At 58.2% G+C, this 13,096-nt stretch carries 18 protein-coding genes; 12 read left to right on the top strand and 6 right to left on the bottom strand.

All coding sequences use genetic code 11. The annotated features are described in order from the left end of the window. Window positions 1-243: 243 nt before the first annotated feature. Window positions 244-423, bottom strand: a complete 180-nt coding sequence (locus NP511_RS22150; protein WP_136396788.1) for a hypothetical protein — start codon at window positions 421-423, stop codon at window positions 244-246. A gap of 150 nt (window positions 424-573) precedes the next feature. Between NP511_RS22150 and NP511_RS22145 the strand changes: the two genes are divergently transcribed. Next, a complete protein-coding gene (locus tag NP511_RS22145; protein WP_136396787.1) occupies window positions 574-879 on the top strand; it encodes a hypothetical protein in 306 nt (101 codons plus the stop codon). A 310-nt stretch (window positions 880-1,189) separates the two neighbouring features. On the opposite strand, the gene NP511_RS22140 is transcribed toward NP511_RS22145, so the two are convergent. Then, complete coding sequence (locus NP511_RS22140) at window positions 1,190-1,492, bottom strand: hypothetical protein (protein ID WP_049967219.1); 303 nt, start codon at window positions 1,490-1,492, stop codon at window positions 1,190-1,192. A gap of 143 nt (window positions 1,493-1,635) precedes the next feature. Between NP511_RS22140 and NP511_RS22135 the strand changes: the two genes are divergently transcribed. The 11 genes from NP511_RS22135 (at window position 1,636) to NP511_RS22085 (ending at window position 10,005) form a co-directional block, all read left to right on the top strand. Then, window positions 1,636-3,021 (top strand): DUF2334 domain-containing protein, encoded by a 1,386-nt coding sequence (locus NP511_RS22135; protein ID WP_084158409.1) that lies wholly within the window; start codon window positions 1,636-1,638, stop codon window positions 3,019-3,021. Then, window positions 3,014-4,501 carry a glycosyltransferase family 2 protein gene (locus NP511_RS22130; RefSeq protein WP_049967217.1) on the top strand — a complete coding sequence of 496 codons (1,488 nt, stop codon included), beginning with the start codon at window positions 3,014-3,016 and terminating at the stop codon, window positions 4,499-4,501. The genes NP511_RS22135 and NP511_RS22130 overlap by 8 nt, the downstream gene beginning before the upstream one ends. 402 nt (window positions 4,502-4,903) lie before the next feature. Then, a complete protein-coding gene (locus NP511_RS22125; RefSeq protein WP_049967216.1) occupies window positions 4,904-5,707 on the top strand; it encodes a bactofilin family protein in 804 nt (267 codons plus the stop codon). Between the two features lie 374 nt (window positions 5,708-6,081). Beyond that, window positions 6,082-6,381, top strand: a complete 300-nt coding sequence (locus NP511_RS22120; protein ID WP_049967215.1) for a hypothetical protein — start codon at window positions 6,082-6,084, stop codon at window positions 6,379-6,381. Next, a complete protein-coding gene (locus NP511_RS22115) occupies window positions 6,371-6,526 on the top strand; it encodes a hypothetical protein (protein WP_158413773.1) in 156 nt (51 codons plus the stop codon). Before NP511_RS22120 ends, NP511_RS22115 begins: the two co-directional genes overlap by 11 nt. After that, window positions 6,527-7,111: a hypothetical protein gene (locus tag NP511_RS22110; protein WP_049967214.1), complete on the top strand. Its 585-nt coding sequence runs from the start codon at window positions 6,527-6,529 to the stop codon at window positions 7,109-7,111. 636 nt (window positions 7,112-7,747) lie between these two features. Continuing rightward, the gene (locus NP511_RS22105; RefSeq protein ID WP_049967213.1) at window positions 7,748-8,173 is read left to right on the top strand and encodes a hypothetical protein; all 426 of its coding nucleotides are present in this window, start codon (window positions 7,748-7,750) and stop codon (window positions 8,171-8,173) included. After that, entirely contained in the window at window positions 8,166-8,408 is a 243-nt protein-coding gene (locus NP511_RS22100) for a glyoxalase/bleomycin resistance/dioxygenase family protein (protein ID WP_049967212.1), read from the top strand. Before NP511_RS22105 ends, NP511_RS22100 begins: the two co-directional genes overlap by 8 nt. After that, the gene (locus tag NP511_RS22095; RefSeq protein ID WP_049967211.1) at window positions 8,401-8,784 is read left to right on the top strand and encodes a hypothetical protein; all 384 of its coding nucleotides are present in this window, start codon (window positions 8,401-8,403) and stop codon (window positions 8,782-8,784) included. The genes NP511_RS22100 and NP511_RS22095 overlap by 8 nt, the downstream gene beginning before the upstream one ends. Next, window positions 8,781-9,686 carry a hypothetical protein gene (locus NP511_RS22090; protein ID WP_049967210.1) on the top strand — a complete coding sequence of 302 codons (906 nt, stop codon included), beginning with the start codon at window positions 8,781-8,783 and terminating at the stop codon, window positions 9,684-9,686. The genes NP511_RS22095 and NP511_RS22090 overlap by 4 nt, the downstream gene beginning before the upstream one ends. Window positions 9,687-9,870: 184 nt before the next feature. Further along, window positions 9,871-10,005, top strand: coding sequence for a hypothetical protein (locus tag NP511_RS22085; RefSeq protein WP_257720324.1), 135 nt, complete (start codon window positions 9,871-9,873; stop codon window positions 10,003-10,005). A 274-nt stretch (window positions 10,006-10,279) separates the two neighbouring features. On the opposite strand, the gene NP511_RS22080 is transcribed toward NP511_RS22085, so the two are convergent. The 4 genes from NP511_RS22080 to NP511_RS22065 form a co-directional block, all read right to left on the bottom strand. Beyond that, window positions 10,280-10,444, bottom strand: coding sequence for a DUF7970 domain-containing protein (locus tag NP511_RS22080; protein ID WP_211249148.1), 165 nt, complete (start codon window positions 10,442-10,444; stop codon window positions 10,280-10,282). Between the two features lie 38 nt (window positions 10,445-10,482). Further along, entirely contained in the window at window positions 10,483-10,719 is a 237-nt protein-coding gene (locus tag NP511_RS22075; protein WP_049967209.1) for a hypothetical protein, read from the bottom strand. Window positions 10,720-10,913: 194 nt separating this feature from the next. Continuing rightward, window positions 10,914-11,351, bottom strand: coding sequence for a DUF7970 domain-containing protein (locus NP511_RS22070; protein ID WP_049967208.1), 438 nt, complete (start codon window positions 11,349-11,351; stop codon window positions 10,914-10,916). After that, on the bottom strand, window positions 11,348-12,274 hold the full coding sequence (locus NP511_RS22065; RefSeq protein ID WP_049967207.1) for a ParA family protein: 927 nt from the start codon (window positions 12,272-12,274) through the stop codon (window positions 11,348-11,350). Before NP511_RS22065 ends, NP511_RS22070 begins: the two co-directional genes overlap by 4 nt. Window positions 12,275-13,096 lie beyond the last annotated feature (822 nt).

Here is a 13,096-nt window from a genome sequence, read left to right as displayed (position 1 = left end):
GGCGCTGTCCGGTGTTAGTCTAAACCGGCTTTTTTCTATATTGATATGGTAAGTTACGGTATTTGATAGAACAGCGAGCGGCTATTTTCCCGTCTGCATCTCGAAACCGACCGGGAGCCAACCGATATCTACCCTACTTCGTTGGAATCAGGCCATATGTTCCGCTAGAAACGAATACGTCGAAAAACAACGTCTGACAGGGTTTAGAACGCCCGTATAAAATAGAGGGGCTTTGATCTCCTACTACCTCTGCTGTGTGAAGGTAATGTACACTGTAAGTCCGGCTATCAGTGCGATGATGAAACCAAACAATGTTCCGCGAACTCCAACATGGCCAGGGACAGCGTCCGTGACTATCGACCAAGAGAGGAGGCAGAGTATACTTACAAGGCCTCCGAGGACCATCGCTGCAAATTCACTCATGGATTGATTCCTCCGAACTCTGTTTCCGATGCGTTGGAAGCATCAACTGTGTCAAGTGCCGATAGTTACTTTATTCGATCATGAAAACAGGTATTCGCAAAACGAAGAACGCCATTCGGCAATCGCCGAGGCGGGTTCAGCGAATACAGAATGATAGATTCAGAGCTTCCAGAATGGGTGCAAGATCCTCTTGAAATCGACAACAACCGTACTCTCCAGCAGCACCATGTTGCTGAAGTACTTGTTCATGAGGAGCGCCCTTACTACACGATTCGACGTATAAAGGCCGAACTTGACGGGAATTTCGATAGAGAGACTATTAGAGACCGCCTCCGAGAGATGGAAGAACTCGGGGTTATCGGCCAAGAGTCGGTGAACAATGGTACGATCTACTGGCTCGATCGGGAGGAATCAGACTGGCCGATCCCACCCGATGTGAGAGTTGAGGGGGGATAATAGCGAGCCGACTGTCCGTGAGTTCATAGGACAGCCGCATGTTCAGGTATTGGCAATCGGAATCTTCGCTGCTACCATTTCTGGAATGATCGTCTGGTTTGGCTCACTACAATCGATCGGCACGGTGTCGTCACCGTTTTCGACTACACGAATCCTATCTGTGGGACTAACGACCATCCTCATGTCGTATATCGCGATCATATTTTCCTTCCTTATCTGGGTACTCCAGAAAGGGTGGGAAACAGTGGAAGTCGATATAGACCAATTGTTAGGGCGTGAAAACCAAGAATAGGACTTCGGCCCTCAGAATTCAAACCGAGCCTTCTCCAGCGAACGCCTCGAGCCCGGCCTGATACTCGAGTTGGTCAGTTCGCCGGCGTTCGTAGGCGGCCCGCGCCTCATGTTCTACGTCGATCGCCAGCACGTCGGCGGCGTCCCCGTACTCGCGTTCGGTGGCGATCGCCGCCGGCGCGGTGCCGGCACACGGGACGATCACGCGGTCGCCGGCGTCGACGTAGGTCTGGATCCACCCCAGCGCCGGGGCCAGCGGTTTGACGGTCTCCCAACCCCAGTCCTCGCGCTGCCGTCGGCAAGCACACCGGAGTGCACTCAAACATGTCCGACCCCTCGAGGAGCCGACTGATCCGCTGATGCGTTCAGTAGGACGGTATTACTATCAATATTGTTGTCACATGCGCCGATCAGACTCAAGTAGTCAAATGATTACAAATATAGTCGTTCTCCTTGGACTAGCCGATGACACAGGGGGGAGCGGGGTCCGGATCAGTCTGTCCGCAGTGTGGCTCTTCAGCAGTAGTAGCGATTCAGATAGTCGAACACGAATCCTGCGGTGCGATCAAACCAGCGGCTGAGTTCCAAACCGAAGATGGAATGCATTGTCCGGACTGCGATGTCCCGATCAACGAGGTGACGACTATCTCCGATGAATCGACGGGCGCATGCGAGGACTGTAAGCATATCTTCAAGATAGATCGGGACTCATCGAATGGCGATGCGTCTCAGCGGCGCGAGCCGACTGTCGTCCGCAAAGATATCCGCTCGCGGCTGACAGCGACCTCACCGGCTCCTGGCCGTCCTCTTCAGGTGGTGGTAGTGATGTCCCTGATTGCGTTGCTCGTTTTAGCGACGATGCTCGCCCCGATCACCCCATCGCTCCGAGACAGGGGAACTGAAACCAGAAGCGAGCCTATAGCCTCTCCCACCGAGACACAGCCGGAGCGATCAGTGAGCGGGACCGGGACATGGATGGACTACCAATCGATCGTAATCTTCCGAAACGACGACGTGCAGCCGAACTATCGGTCGGAGACGAGACGTGCCGTTGATCGCGTGTTCATTGAGGAAAATGTGCCAGTGACACTGGGTATTGTTCCGGCAATCGACAATGAAGAACTCCCTGACGAGTTCTGTCGCTCGCTTCGAGAGCAGGCGAACTCGCATCCGGACACGTTCGAGTACGCACTTCACGGATACAGCCACGAGGAACGAACCGACTTCCACGGCGGCAGCGAGTTTGGCGGACTCCCGGCCGAGAGACAAGCAACCCTGATCCGGGAGGGAACAACTGCCCTCCAAGCGTGCCTCCAGCAGACGCCGACGACGTTTATTCCGCCGTTTGACAATTACGACAATGCGACCGCGGCTGCGCTCGCTGATGAGGAGTACGCTGCCCTCTCCGGCGGCACATGGTTCACGGAAGCCTACTACAATGAGACTGGCCCGTTCGAACGAAATGGAATCCGTCATCTGCCCGCATCCCGGTCGTTCGTTCGGAACTGGACGACCAACGAGTTTTACGCTCAGTCCCGCCTCGAGGCGGCGTTCGACGACGCGTATCGAGATGGAGAGGTGTACATCCAGACCCTGCATTACCCGACATTTACCACCGAATCTAGGCAGGATCGTCTCCGCGGACTTATCAATCACATGCAGTCCAGAGACGGCGTCACGTTCATGACAGTCGGCGAGTTCGCCCACAAGTACGAGCACGGCGAAATCAAGCGGACTGGCGACGGATGGCGAGTACTGGAATCGGCTGACGATAGGATGTCACAGCCGCAGATTCAGACCGTCGAACCCGGGCCTCGAAACGTCGATCAATGGGGGAAAACAGATGCGTGACTCACTCACGGCTCGCGGCCGGACTCCGGTTGTCGCCTGTCTCGCTACTCTTGTTCCATACATCCTTCTTGGATGGATTCTACCGAGGGAGCGACTGTTTGCGATCGCGACCTATGCGGTCGTCCTTGGAGTATATCTTGGCTGGTCGTACTATGTTGTTGAACGTCGTCCCGCGTACCGGCAGTGGGTCTCACCGTCGCTTCTCGGTCTTGTTCTCACCCTCTGTACAATCAGCGTCGTAGCGCTTGAGTGGGTTCCCCTCTCGGCCATCGCGCTCGTCCATCTAGGCGCGCTCACCGTCATTTTCTGTTACTGGTTGATTCCGTTTGCTGCCCTCTATCAGGCGGTGACGACCCGAGACGAATTTGAGGATATCTCGGAATACCCCTCGATCACGGTACTCGTCCCGGCATACAACGAGGAGGGGTACGTCGGCCGGACAGTCGCTGCTCTCCTCGGAGCCGCGTATCCAGACGGAAAAAAGGAGATCATCGTCATCGACGATGGTAGCACCGATGGAACGTACGAGGAGGCCTGTCGCTATGAATCCGATACCGTCACTGTTGTCTCGAAGGAAAACGGGGGTAAGTACTCGGCGCTCAACTACGGTCTCCTGTTCGCTGAGTCCGAGATTGTCGTCACCGTCGACGCCGACAGCATTGTCGAGACCGACGCGCTCCGCGAGATCGTCGCCCCGTTTGTAGCGGATCCGATGGTCGGTGCGGTCGCCAGCAACGTCCGGATCTTCAACCGCGACTCGTTCGTAGCCAACTGTCAGGTTCTCGAGTACGTATTTGGGATCAATGTTTTTCGGCGAACGTTCGACCAGTTCTCCGCTGTCTCCGTCGTTCCCGGGTGTCTCGGCGCTTACCGTCGGGACGTCCTTGACGAAGTCAACGCGTACGACCCTCACACGCTGACCGAGGACTTCGATACGACGCTGAAAGTACTCAGGCAGGGATACAAAGTCCGGTTCAGCAAGGCAGTCGTCTACACTGAGGCCCCAGACACGTGGCGAGACCTCTACAAGCAGCGACTCCGCTGGTATCGAGGAAATCTTATGACCCTTAGAAAGCACCTGTTCAACGAGGTTCAGCCAAGCAATCGATATCTGAACCGGATCCATCTACCATTCGCCCTGTTGACGATGATCATCTCACCCCTCGCAGGGATCATCATTCTGGGTAGTATCGGTTACATGGCAATAACCGGAGGGTTTGTGACAGTTCTCCTGTTGGCTACAATCTATACCAGTCTCATCGCGCTCCTGAACGCCCTCGCGATCAGCATTGAAGGAGAGAGTTACTGGTATCTCATATACACACCTCTGTTCGTAGTAGGATACAAGCAGTTTCACGACTTTGTCATGCTGAAAAGTTGTATCGACATCATCCGCGGCACGGAACTGGGATGGACAAATGTCTCGCGAGTCGATCAACGAGATCGCCCCGAACTACGACCGGAACGTCAGTCCGACTGAGCGGTGTAGTTGGTCGTCAAACGGCACCGACTGCATACCCCAGTTCGACCAAAGGGCGCCAGTGACCTCTTGTGGGGACCATTCTGCAACGCCGAAGGACAGTAGAAGACAAAGCGAGTTCATCGTGAGAGGCATCGACCCGCGGGTCTTTGAATGGGACCATCATACTCGGAATTGAATGTTGATGCTCGTAGGCGGCCCGTACTTCTGATTCCACGTCGACCGCCAACTCGTTGACGTTGTCTATAATATTCAACTAAACTAGGATGGGGTGCTTCATCAACAATCTTGTATACAAGGAGGAAGACTTTTCATCTCTAGATACGTATCAATTACTAAATGCGCCGCCGCTCACGAAACAGGGGATCCAGTTCTGATGGGTTGAGCCGCAGGCGCGTGTTAATGCTCTTGGGTGCGGGACTGATCGGTACAGGTCTCACGTCGACGGATGCTTTCAGCAACCTCAATGCATCGCGCAGCACGGAGATTCAGACTGCCAGTGACCCGAACGCGCTGTTGGGTATCGTCGATCGGTCGTCGAGCGCGCAACTGAACTCCTCGGGTTCAGCAACCATCTACGGTTTAGACGATAACGCGAACGCGTTCTATAAAGATGACATCTCTGCGACGGTAATGGAAGTGACGGACGCGACCGGAGACGTTGATGACAACCCCGGTCTCACTGCGGATATCGCCGCCGGCTCTCAGGAGGACTATAATGTCGATATGATCTGCGACAATGACGGTGGGACGACACTCAACGGGCAGTACGAGGTGACTGTCGAATTGACCGTAAGCAGCAACCCAGCAGTGGTGGCCACACGAACGACTGACTCGCAGGTTAGCATCACCTGCAAGGACGCTTATACGGTTCCTGACAACGGAAAAGAGAAGGGAAGCATTGAGACGGGGAAAGATGTCACTGTTGGAAATAACGGCCAAGTCAAGGGCGATGTCGAAAGCGGCGGGACCGTCACTCTCGGTCAGAACGCCCAGATCAAGGAGGATGTCGAAAGCGGCGGGAATGTCACTCTCGGCCAAGGCGCCCAGATTAAAGGCGATGTCGAAAGCGGTGGGAACGTCACTCTCGGCCAAGGCGCCCAAATTAAAGGAGATGTCGAAAGCGGTGGGATATTGTATATTGGCTGCAACGCTCAGGTCAAGGGGGAGAAAGAAGCCGCTGACGTGGTCTTCTATAGTTGCTGATCAAGGCTGTTCTCTACTCTATCGACTCAGGCTCACGGGCTCCAAGCACTTCATCCACAGCCCTGTAGCGGGGCTCATGATAGTCGTAGGAAGACAGAGGAGCCAGTCGGTATTCGAGAGGAATAGTTCCATCGGGAAGGAACGAACAGGTACGCGAGACGGGTGGGGCCTACACCCGTTTTCGGCCGACCGCCAATCGGCCATACAGAACTGTCACGGCCGGTCACAAATGGGTTTGGAGCGATTGCAGTAGGTGAGAGGACATCTATGGCCCATCTGTCGAAACTGTACTTATAGCAACCATATGAGTAGTATTGGTGTAGGATTCCAGCGACTGGCACACGCTAGCCGGCCAGAATCAGGAGGCCGATGCAATGAGTACCGACCAACAGGCGGCACGACCGATCGGCGGCGTACAGCTCCACGACTACGACCCGCTGGCAGACGTCGGCAAGGATCAGGTCCTGCGGTGCCGGGACCCCGAGACCGACTGGTTGTGGTTCTACGACGAGCGCGACGGCGAGGTGCGAAAGCACCACGAGTACCACGACTACGCGCCGACGCCGGTCAGTCGGACCGACGTGGCAGAGACGGCCACGCGAGAGCACGTCGAGTCCTACTCGGTCTCGCGGGCGCATCTGGACGTTCGCACGGGTGATAGCGATGACCGGTGAGATCTGCGAGACGTGCGGACTCGAGAAGATCGGTGGCCGGTGTCTCACCCGCTGGTGTCCGGATCGCCACGCGAGCGTCGACGCTGTCTTCGGGAGCGAGACGACGAGCCAGGAATCGAAGCCCGATCGCAGAGGTGCAAGGTAGATGGGAGTGACAAAACCCGACGCACTGGACCCGCGAGCGCCCCACTGGTCCGACTTCAGCCGGATCAACGAGACGCCGAGCGAGTGGACCTTCAAAGTCCTCGAGTGGGACGGCGACCCGGACGCCGATGGCGTTGCCGATCGCGGCGAGGCCGAAGTCGTCCATGGCGATCATCGGTTCGTCGTCACGACATGGCTCCAGTCGCGTGACCGAACACACGATCGCTACTGGGGCGTCGCCTACGAGACCGTCAACCAAGACGGCGAGGACGAACCGCTCGCATTCCATATCAGCACGTCACAGTCGATCGCCCGGAATAATCTCGGCCATGCGCGGGATGTCCTTGATAACGGCGAGCCAGAGCCACACGTCCTTATTCGAGATCACGTCGGCGGCCCGCGTGAGACCTTCGAATACCCCGCAGAACACATGGCCGAGAAGGCGGCCGATCTACAAATCGAGTTGAAGATCGGAAACGACGATCGGGAGTATATCGTCACCGTCCACTCGAAAGCCGAGTGGGAACGGACGCTCGAGCGCGAGCGTGTCCTAGAGTCGATGGGGATGGGTGGTCGTGATGTCTGAGGTAGACACGAACTGTGGGATCCAAAAGAAGAGCAAAGTTGGGCCAGATCAGAGCGGGGTCGACCACTCGTGGTCGCAATTCGTACAGACGAAATTCACAAGGGCTTCTCCCTCGGAGGCATACTTTGCGACCTGCTCTCCCAGCCCATCATCACAGTTAGGGCAGCGAGCCAACATACGGCAACTGACTTCTAACCAGCATAGGGACATCAGTCTGCGGCCCCAGTGTATTGGGTGTAAAGATCTTCATAACGATAGACGATCCGCTAGCACGGATTACAGACAAGAAAACAATCGTGGCCAAAAACTGCGTTCGCTTGGAAGAGGGGCAGCCGAATTAGTTGTAATCGGCCCGATTCACCTTAGCGCGCGGAAATCATCCGATCCACAGGAACAGGCCGCTGTTCCAATGGGACGGATTGTGCCGTCTAGGAGTTGTTTCGCTGCGTATACCGATTCGCAGCGAACGCACACGGCCACAAACCGATTGTGGTCGCGCAAGGCGATCACCCCATCCTGTTCTGGATACGGAGCCATCTTCAATTCCTGTGAGAGACTACAGGTAACTCGGTATCACGAGAAATTCTGCCCTGCTTGTTTGGCGGCTACTGATCAGACCGGAGGTGTTGCCTGACGATGTCCTCGAGCAAACAGCCACTCGCGGACGACAACCGAGTGACGACCCGCTTCGAACGAGATCAGCTCGAGACGCTCGGCGAGATCGCCGACGAGTACGCGAATCGGAGCGAAGCGATTCGGGACCTGCTCAGTCGGGCGGCTGTCGCCCGTGACCCGCCATGGCTCGAGTGCGATCCATGCGAGCGAACCCGTCCGATCCCGCGATCACTTACAGAAATCCTGACGATCGCCGCCGATGCCGAGACTGTCCTCGAGGCCCACCGCCGTCTCGGGAACAGCACCTATCGGACGACCGAAACCGTGCTGGCTGACCTCGGGTTCGTCGACGACGGTAAACTATGCGAGCAGGCGATCCGGAAGTGCCGGGCCACACGGCTGCGACGCTGGTACTGCGATCTCAAGGACGGTGAGAACGATGGGTGACGACGAATCCGTTCCGACGCCGGCCGAAAGCGAACTGACGGACACCCTCGAGACGGTCGCCGAGACCGAGACGGCCTACTGCCGGCTGTGTGACGAGCCCGTAATCAGCGGGGCGGACGACTGGGGTGAGGTCCTCGAGGCGCTGGCCGAACACGGCATCGAGGACCACGACCTGCCCGAGGACGAGCCCTGGACGAACGACATGCTGGCCGCGGAGCGTGATCCCGATGGGTGACCTGCAACTTCGCGACGAGACGACCGTCCACGATCGCGGCGGGATGACGCGGAAACTCGTCTACGACGTGCCCGCGCCGTGGCTCCTCCACGGGCTGTGCCGAACCGGGGCCTACGTCTCTCACCACAGAGGCCGAGCGACCATCGACGTGGCTCTCGAGCATGATGGCGGCTACGCGAGCGGGTTGCTCGTCCCGACCGACGGCGTCCCGGCCGGCGAGCGGTCGTTCGAGGAGTACTTCTCCGGCGGCCCGACGCGGCCCTTCGACAAGGCGGCGATCACCTTCCGCCCCGATATCCACGACGTCGACGACGTCGTCCCCGCAGTCGATCGGGCCGCCGAGTGGGCCGCCGAGATTCGAGGTGAGAGACAGTGACCGATCCTGACCAAACGCAGATCGATCCGTTCCGCGAGTTGAACCGCTACGACGATCGCACCGAAGACTGGCGCTCGAGTACCGTCTACGAGCCGCCACGCCGGACGGTCGCCAACGGCTGGGCGAAGTTCCACGCCGACCGCGGCTGTGGGTCAGACCGCGTGCGCTACGTCGAGGGCAGCGGCTCGGTCGCCTCGAGCGACACGTACGACTACGATCTTCGGTGTTGGTCGTGTGGCTACCGCGTCGACGAGGACGCGGTGCTGTTCGTCGGTGGTGAGTGGTTCCGGGAACACGGCTGGCGACACTTCGGCCGGCCGGTAGACGACCTTTCGATCCCGGCCGACCGCGTCCTCGATCTCGGTCCCAATCCCGACCAGAACGAGCTGATCCGTGCGTTGAATCTGACTCGGATTGAGCGGAAGGCGAGTGTCTTCGGGCTGAGCTTCGGCAACGAATCGTACGACGACTGCGAGGACTGTGGTCAGGAGACGTATCTGCTCTTCGACGGACGGTGTCGGATGTGCTACGACGGTGAGTGGACCGACCGGATGCAACAGACGCTCGACGCCGCCGAGCGATCCATCCGAGAGCGGAACGGGTCGTTCATCCACCGACTCGGGGACCAGATCGATCCGCTGTCGATCAAGGACCGGGCCTTCGAGGATAAGATCCTCTGGCGGCGACACGACGCCGAGCCGGTCCCGAAGCTGGTCGAAGTCACGCAGTGTCTCACCGACGACTCGGACGGCCACTGGGAGTACGTCCTGACGGACATAGCGCATACCCGCGAGTGGCGGTATCACGAGGACGATCTCGCCGACTGTTTCTGGGATACCGGCCTCTACAACGGCGACCGCGACGACCGGATTCGTGACGTGTGGGAACGCGTGAAAGAGTGACTTCCAGACTGCCGAGCTTTCTGACGGTAGTACTAACCAGTACTTAGTAACCCATCGAATCTGCGTTCGCTGGCGTCGCTGTGTCTCTCCCGACCGAATCGAAGGTTCGGGATAGGGACGAAATCGGCCCGAAATCGGGGGCCCCGTCACTCTTAAGCCGGGTTCGTCGGATTCGACAGTTGCGATGAAAGCACTGCTATACGGGTTCGCGATCGGATTCGGCAGTGTCGTAGCACAACTGGGCGTTCGGGCGCTCCGACAGTGGCTCGAGCGCCGGCGAGGTGGCGGCAAAGGTGGAATGGTGGCGATCGACTGGTAGAAGAGCAGACGACTAGTCGGCCACCATATTATAAAAGAAATTAGAAACGGGCCAGAGATGCGCTTACAACCGTCTTCTTGGTACCCCCTACCCCACCCCGGTGTTTCAATACGGGATATATCGTGTCTGAAGATGATACAATGAGCCCAACTGTCGTAGGCGTACTAATGATGATGGGTGTGATCGCTGCAGCCATTGGTGTAGTAGTAGGCATCCGCCTAATGTCGTAAGGTGATCCACGCCAAAAGACACAGAGAGCAAACAACTGGCGCTATCAGTCCGTCGCGCCGTAGGCTTCCTCGCACATGAGGTCGGCGACCGCATCGGGGTTCTCGAAGGCGTGTTTCAGCGCAAACTCTCGAGCGTTAGTTTTCGAGACCTCGTCGGTGTCGAATCGGTCGGCTAACAGTGTCTCGACTGTCGAAAGGAACGCGAGCAAAAGAATCAGTAAACACGATCTTAGCCGTGCTGGGTGATCTACGAGATGAGTTGTGAGCCGTGGAATAACCACACCAGCATACCGAAAGCGATCGTGTAGGATGCGTACCTGTACATTTCTTTGATTCGGGTCGCCCGATATTTGTCGAAGTCGCCGTTATCGCGCGGTTGGCCATAGACAGCGTCCTTCGCCTTGGCATAGGCCAGGATCGCTCCGAGTGCAGCAACCACCGCGAGAGCGGGATACGTCCGAGCGAGTTCGCTGAGTTCGTACATAGTTTCAATTTTGATATGTTGTCGTTTGCTCAGCGATTTACGCAAACGACACAGTCTACACGGACGGAAGGTCCATAGTCTTGATCCCGGGTTGAACCCCCCGGGGGTGTGCTGCCACTCGAAACGCGCGTGCGTATGTCTGCGGTAGAAGTCCGGTTTCTGGAAGTGTTATCTATTTCTGATAGATAGTGGCGTTACGCCTCTCGACGCTTCTCTTTCAGCCGCTCTGGGAACTCATCGAGATGCTCGATCGCGACCTCGAGGACGATGTCGTGGATCTCCCGAAGTTCGTCGTCCCGGATCCCTTCCTCCCGGAGATTCGGTGTGAGCTCCATGTCGAGTTTGTCCTCGAACTCGGTCCACGTCTCCTCGCGAGCGTACAGCGGACTCTGTTTCACCTCATCGTAGGGGAACGCCGGCCCCGTCTCGGTCGGGTCTCGGTCGGGAGTGGCGTCCTCGTCGTCCTCGCTGTCGGATCGATCAACTTCGGACGGGTCGGGGCCGACGTTTTCGAAGTGGTCGCTTTCGGTACGGTCCGTCTCTGGCGGCGTCTTGTCTTCGCTCGAGTCCTGGTCGTCGTCCGGTTCCTCGTCAGCGTCGGGGGCGGGCTCGCCGAGATCGAAGTCCGTCATTGGTCGATCCCTCCGCGTTCGATGATATCCGCGATCTGGCCAAAGTACTCGAGCTGTGGGTTCTCCGGGTCGTAGGCCGTCAACGGCTGGCGGTTCTCGTAGGCGTCACCGACCGCGCCAGTGTGTCGAATCGGCGGCTTCGGCGGGTCGATCTCACCCGCATCGATCGCGTCCCATTCGTCCGGCCGGATCCGAGCAAACGGCGGGATGTGGTTGTCCAGCACCGTCTCGAGGTCGTAGTCGTCCGAGAGTGTTCCCCGCTGGGCATCGACGCCGTCACGACCGGCCAGCAGGTAACTCGCGAAACTCTCCTGCGTGTTCATCGCCTCGAGTAGCTTCCGGTCCTTGGTCTGGTGATCGATCCGCGCCGAGAGGTCGTTTGGGACCGTCGCGAGGATTTCGAACTCGCCCGGGAGTTGTGCCCGAATCGGTGCAACCAACCGCGTCGCCGTCTCGCGAAGACCGTTCAGGGCTTCGGGAGCCGGCATGAGCGGGAGGATCGCGTTGGGCGCTGCGACCACTGCGTTGTTCGTGAGCTTGTTCCGAGTCCCCGGTACGTCGAACAGCATGTAGTCGTACTGCTCGCCGAGATGCTTGTCGACGAGTTCCTGTTTAACCTTCAAGTCCGAGGCCAGCACCGAGTCTTTCGACAGCTCGTCGGTCACGTCGTCGAGGTTCAGCGACGGGACGAAATCGAACCCGTGACCCGGATTCTTCACGATCGCGTCGAGTGTCGCATCCCCGAGCAAGACATCCGAGAGATCGGTCGCCGATTCGTTCTCGCGGGTGTAGTAGCCGAGTCCCGTCGAGAGGTGCCCGGCTGGATCGAGGTCGACGACTAACACGTCGTGGTCGCGGAAGTCGCCGAGGATCCCGCCGAGAATGCTTGCGAACGTACTCTTTCCGAATCCCCCTTTCAGCATTGGGAGACAAACAGCTCGTGGTGTGTGGTTGGCTGCCATTGTGTGACTCCGCCCGCCGCAGCGACGGTCTCGAGACCGATCGGCTGTGTCGGCAGGCAATCCGAACATTCTGCCCACCCTACTTATTTCCACCGAGGCCAGTTGGCTTGGGTGGCTCAGTTGCCTTAGGTGGCTTAGGTGGTTCAGCTAAGTTGTCTGAGTTACCTTAGGCAGCTAAGTTAGCCGGTAGAGGTAGTTCAACGGAGTCTGCTGGGACAGTCAGCGTTGCTACTCGAGGGGGCGTAGGAGTCACAGGCGGCAGAGCCGCCCCAGTTGAAGCTGGTATTTAGCAGCCGACCGAAGCCGGCGATCAACAGTACGGAAGCGGTCGGCAAAGGAGTTGTGTCCCGGCGACAGTCGGACAGCACGAAAGTCGCCGCCGCCCGCTACGGTCGCCCCGACCAGGTGAGCGGTAACAGGGCGGCCGGCGGCACGACGGCGACCGGACCGTCCCACGGGATCGGCTAAGCCGTTTCGATCGGATAGCCGAGAGAATCCCGTCTGTCGGCACAGCCGTTGATTATGGTGGCTCTCCTCGTGACGATTGTCGCGCGCTCTCTCCGCGCGACGAATCCCCACCACCTGCCCACTGCCTTCGGCAGCGATCACTCAGTCGTTGGCTGCGTTCGGCCGCCCTGCAAGCGGTCCCCTCTCGTGCCACTGTGTATTGGCATTGGGCTGAAGCCGATCGCGGTTGTTACGTTATCTGTCGCGTTCGCACTGGCGCGACGACCCCCACAAATCGCGGGCGGGCGTTTCCCACTCTCCGTGCCGCTCGCGACG

Source organism: Natrinema thermotolerans (genome assembly GCF_031165565.1).
GTDB classification, from domain to species: Archaea; Halobacteriota; Halobacteria; order Halobacteriales; family Natrialbaceae; genus Natrinema; species Natrinema thermotolerans.
Note: the sequence above shows the minus strand (reverse complement) of the source record. Positions and strands in the feature narration are given on the sequence as shown.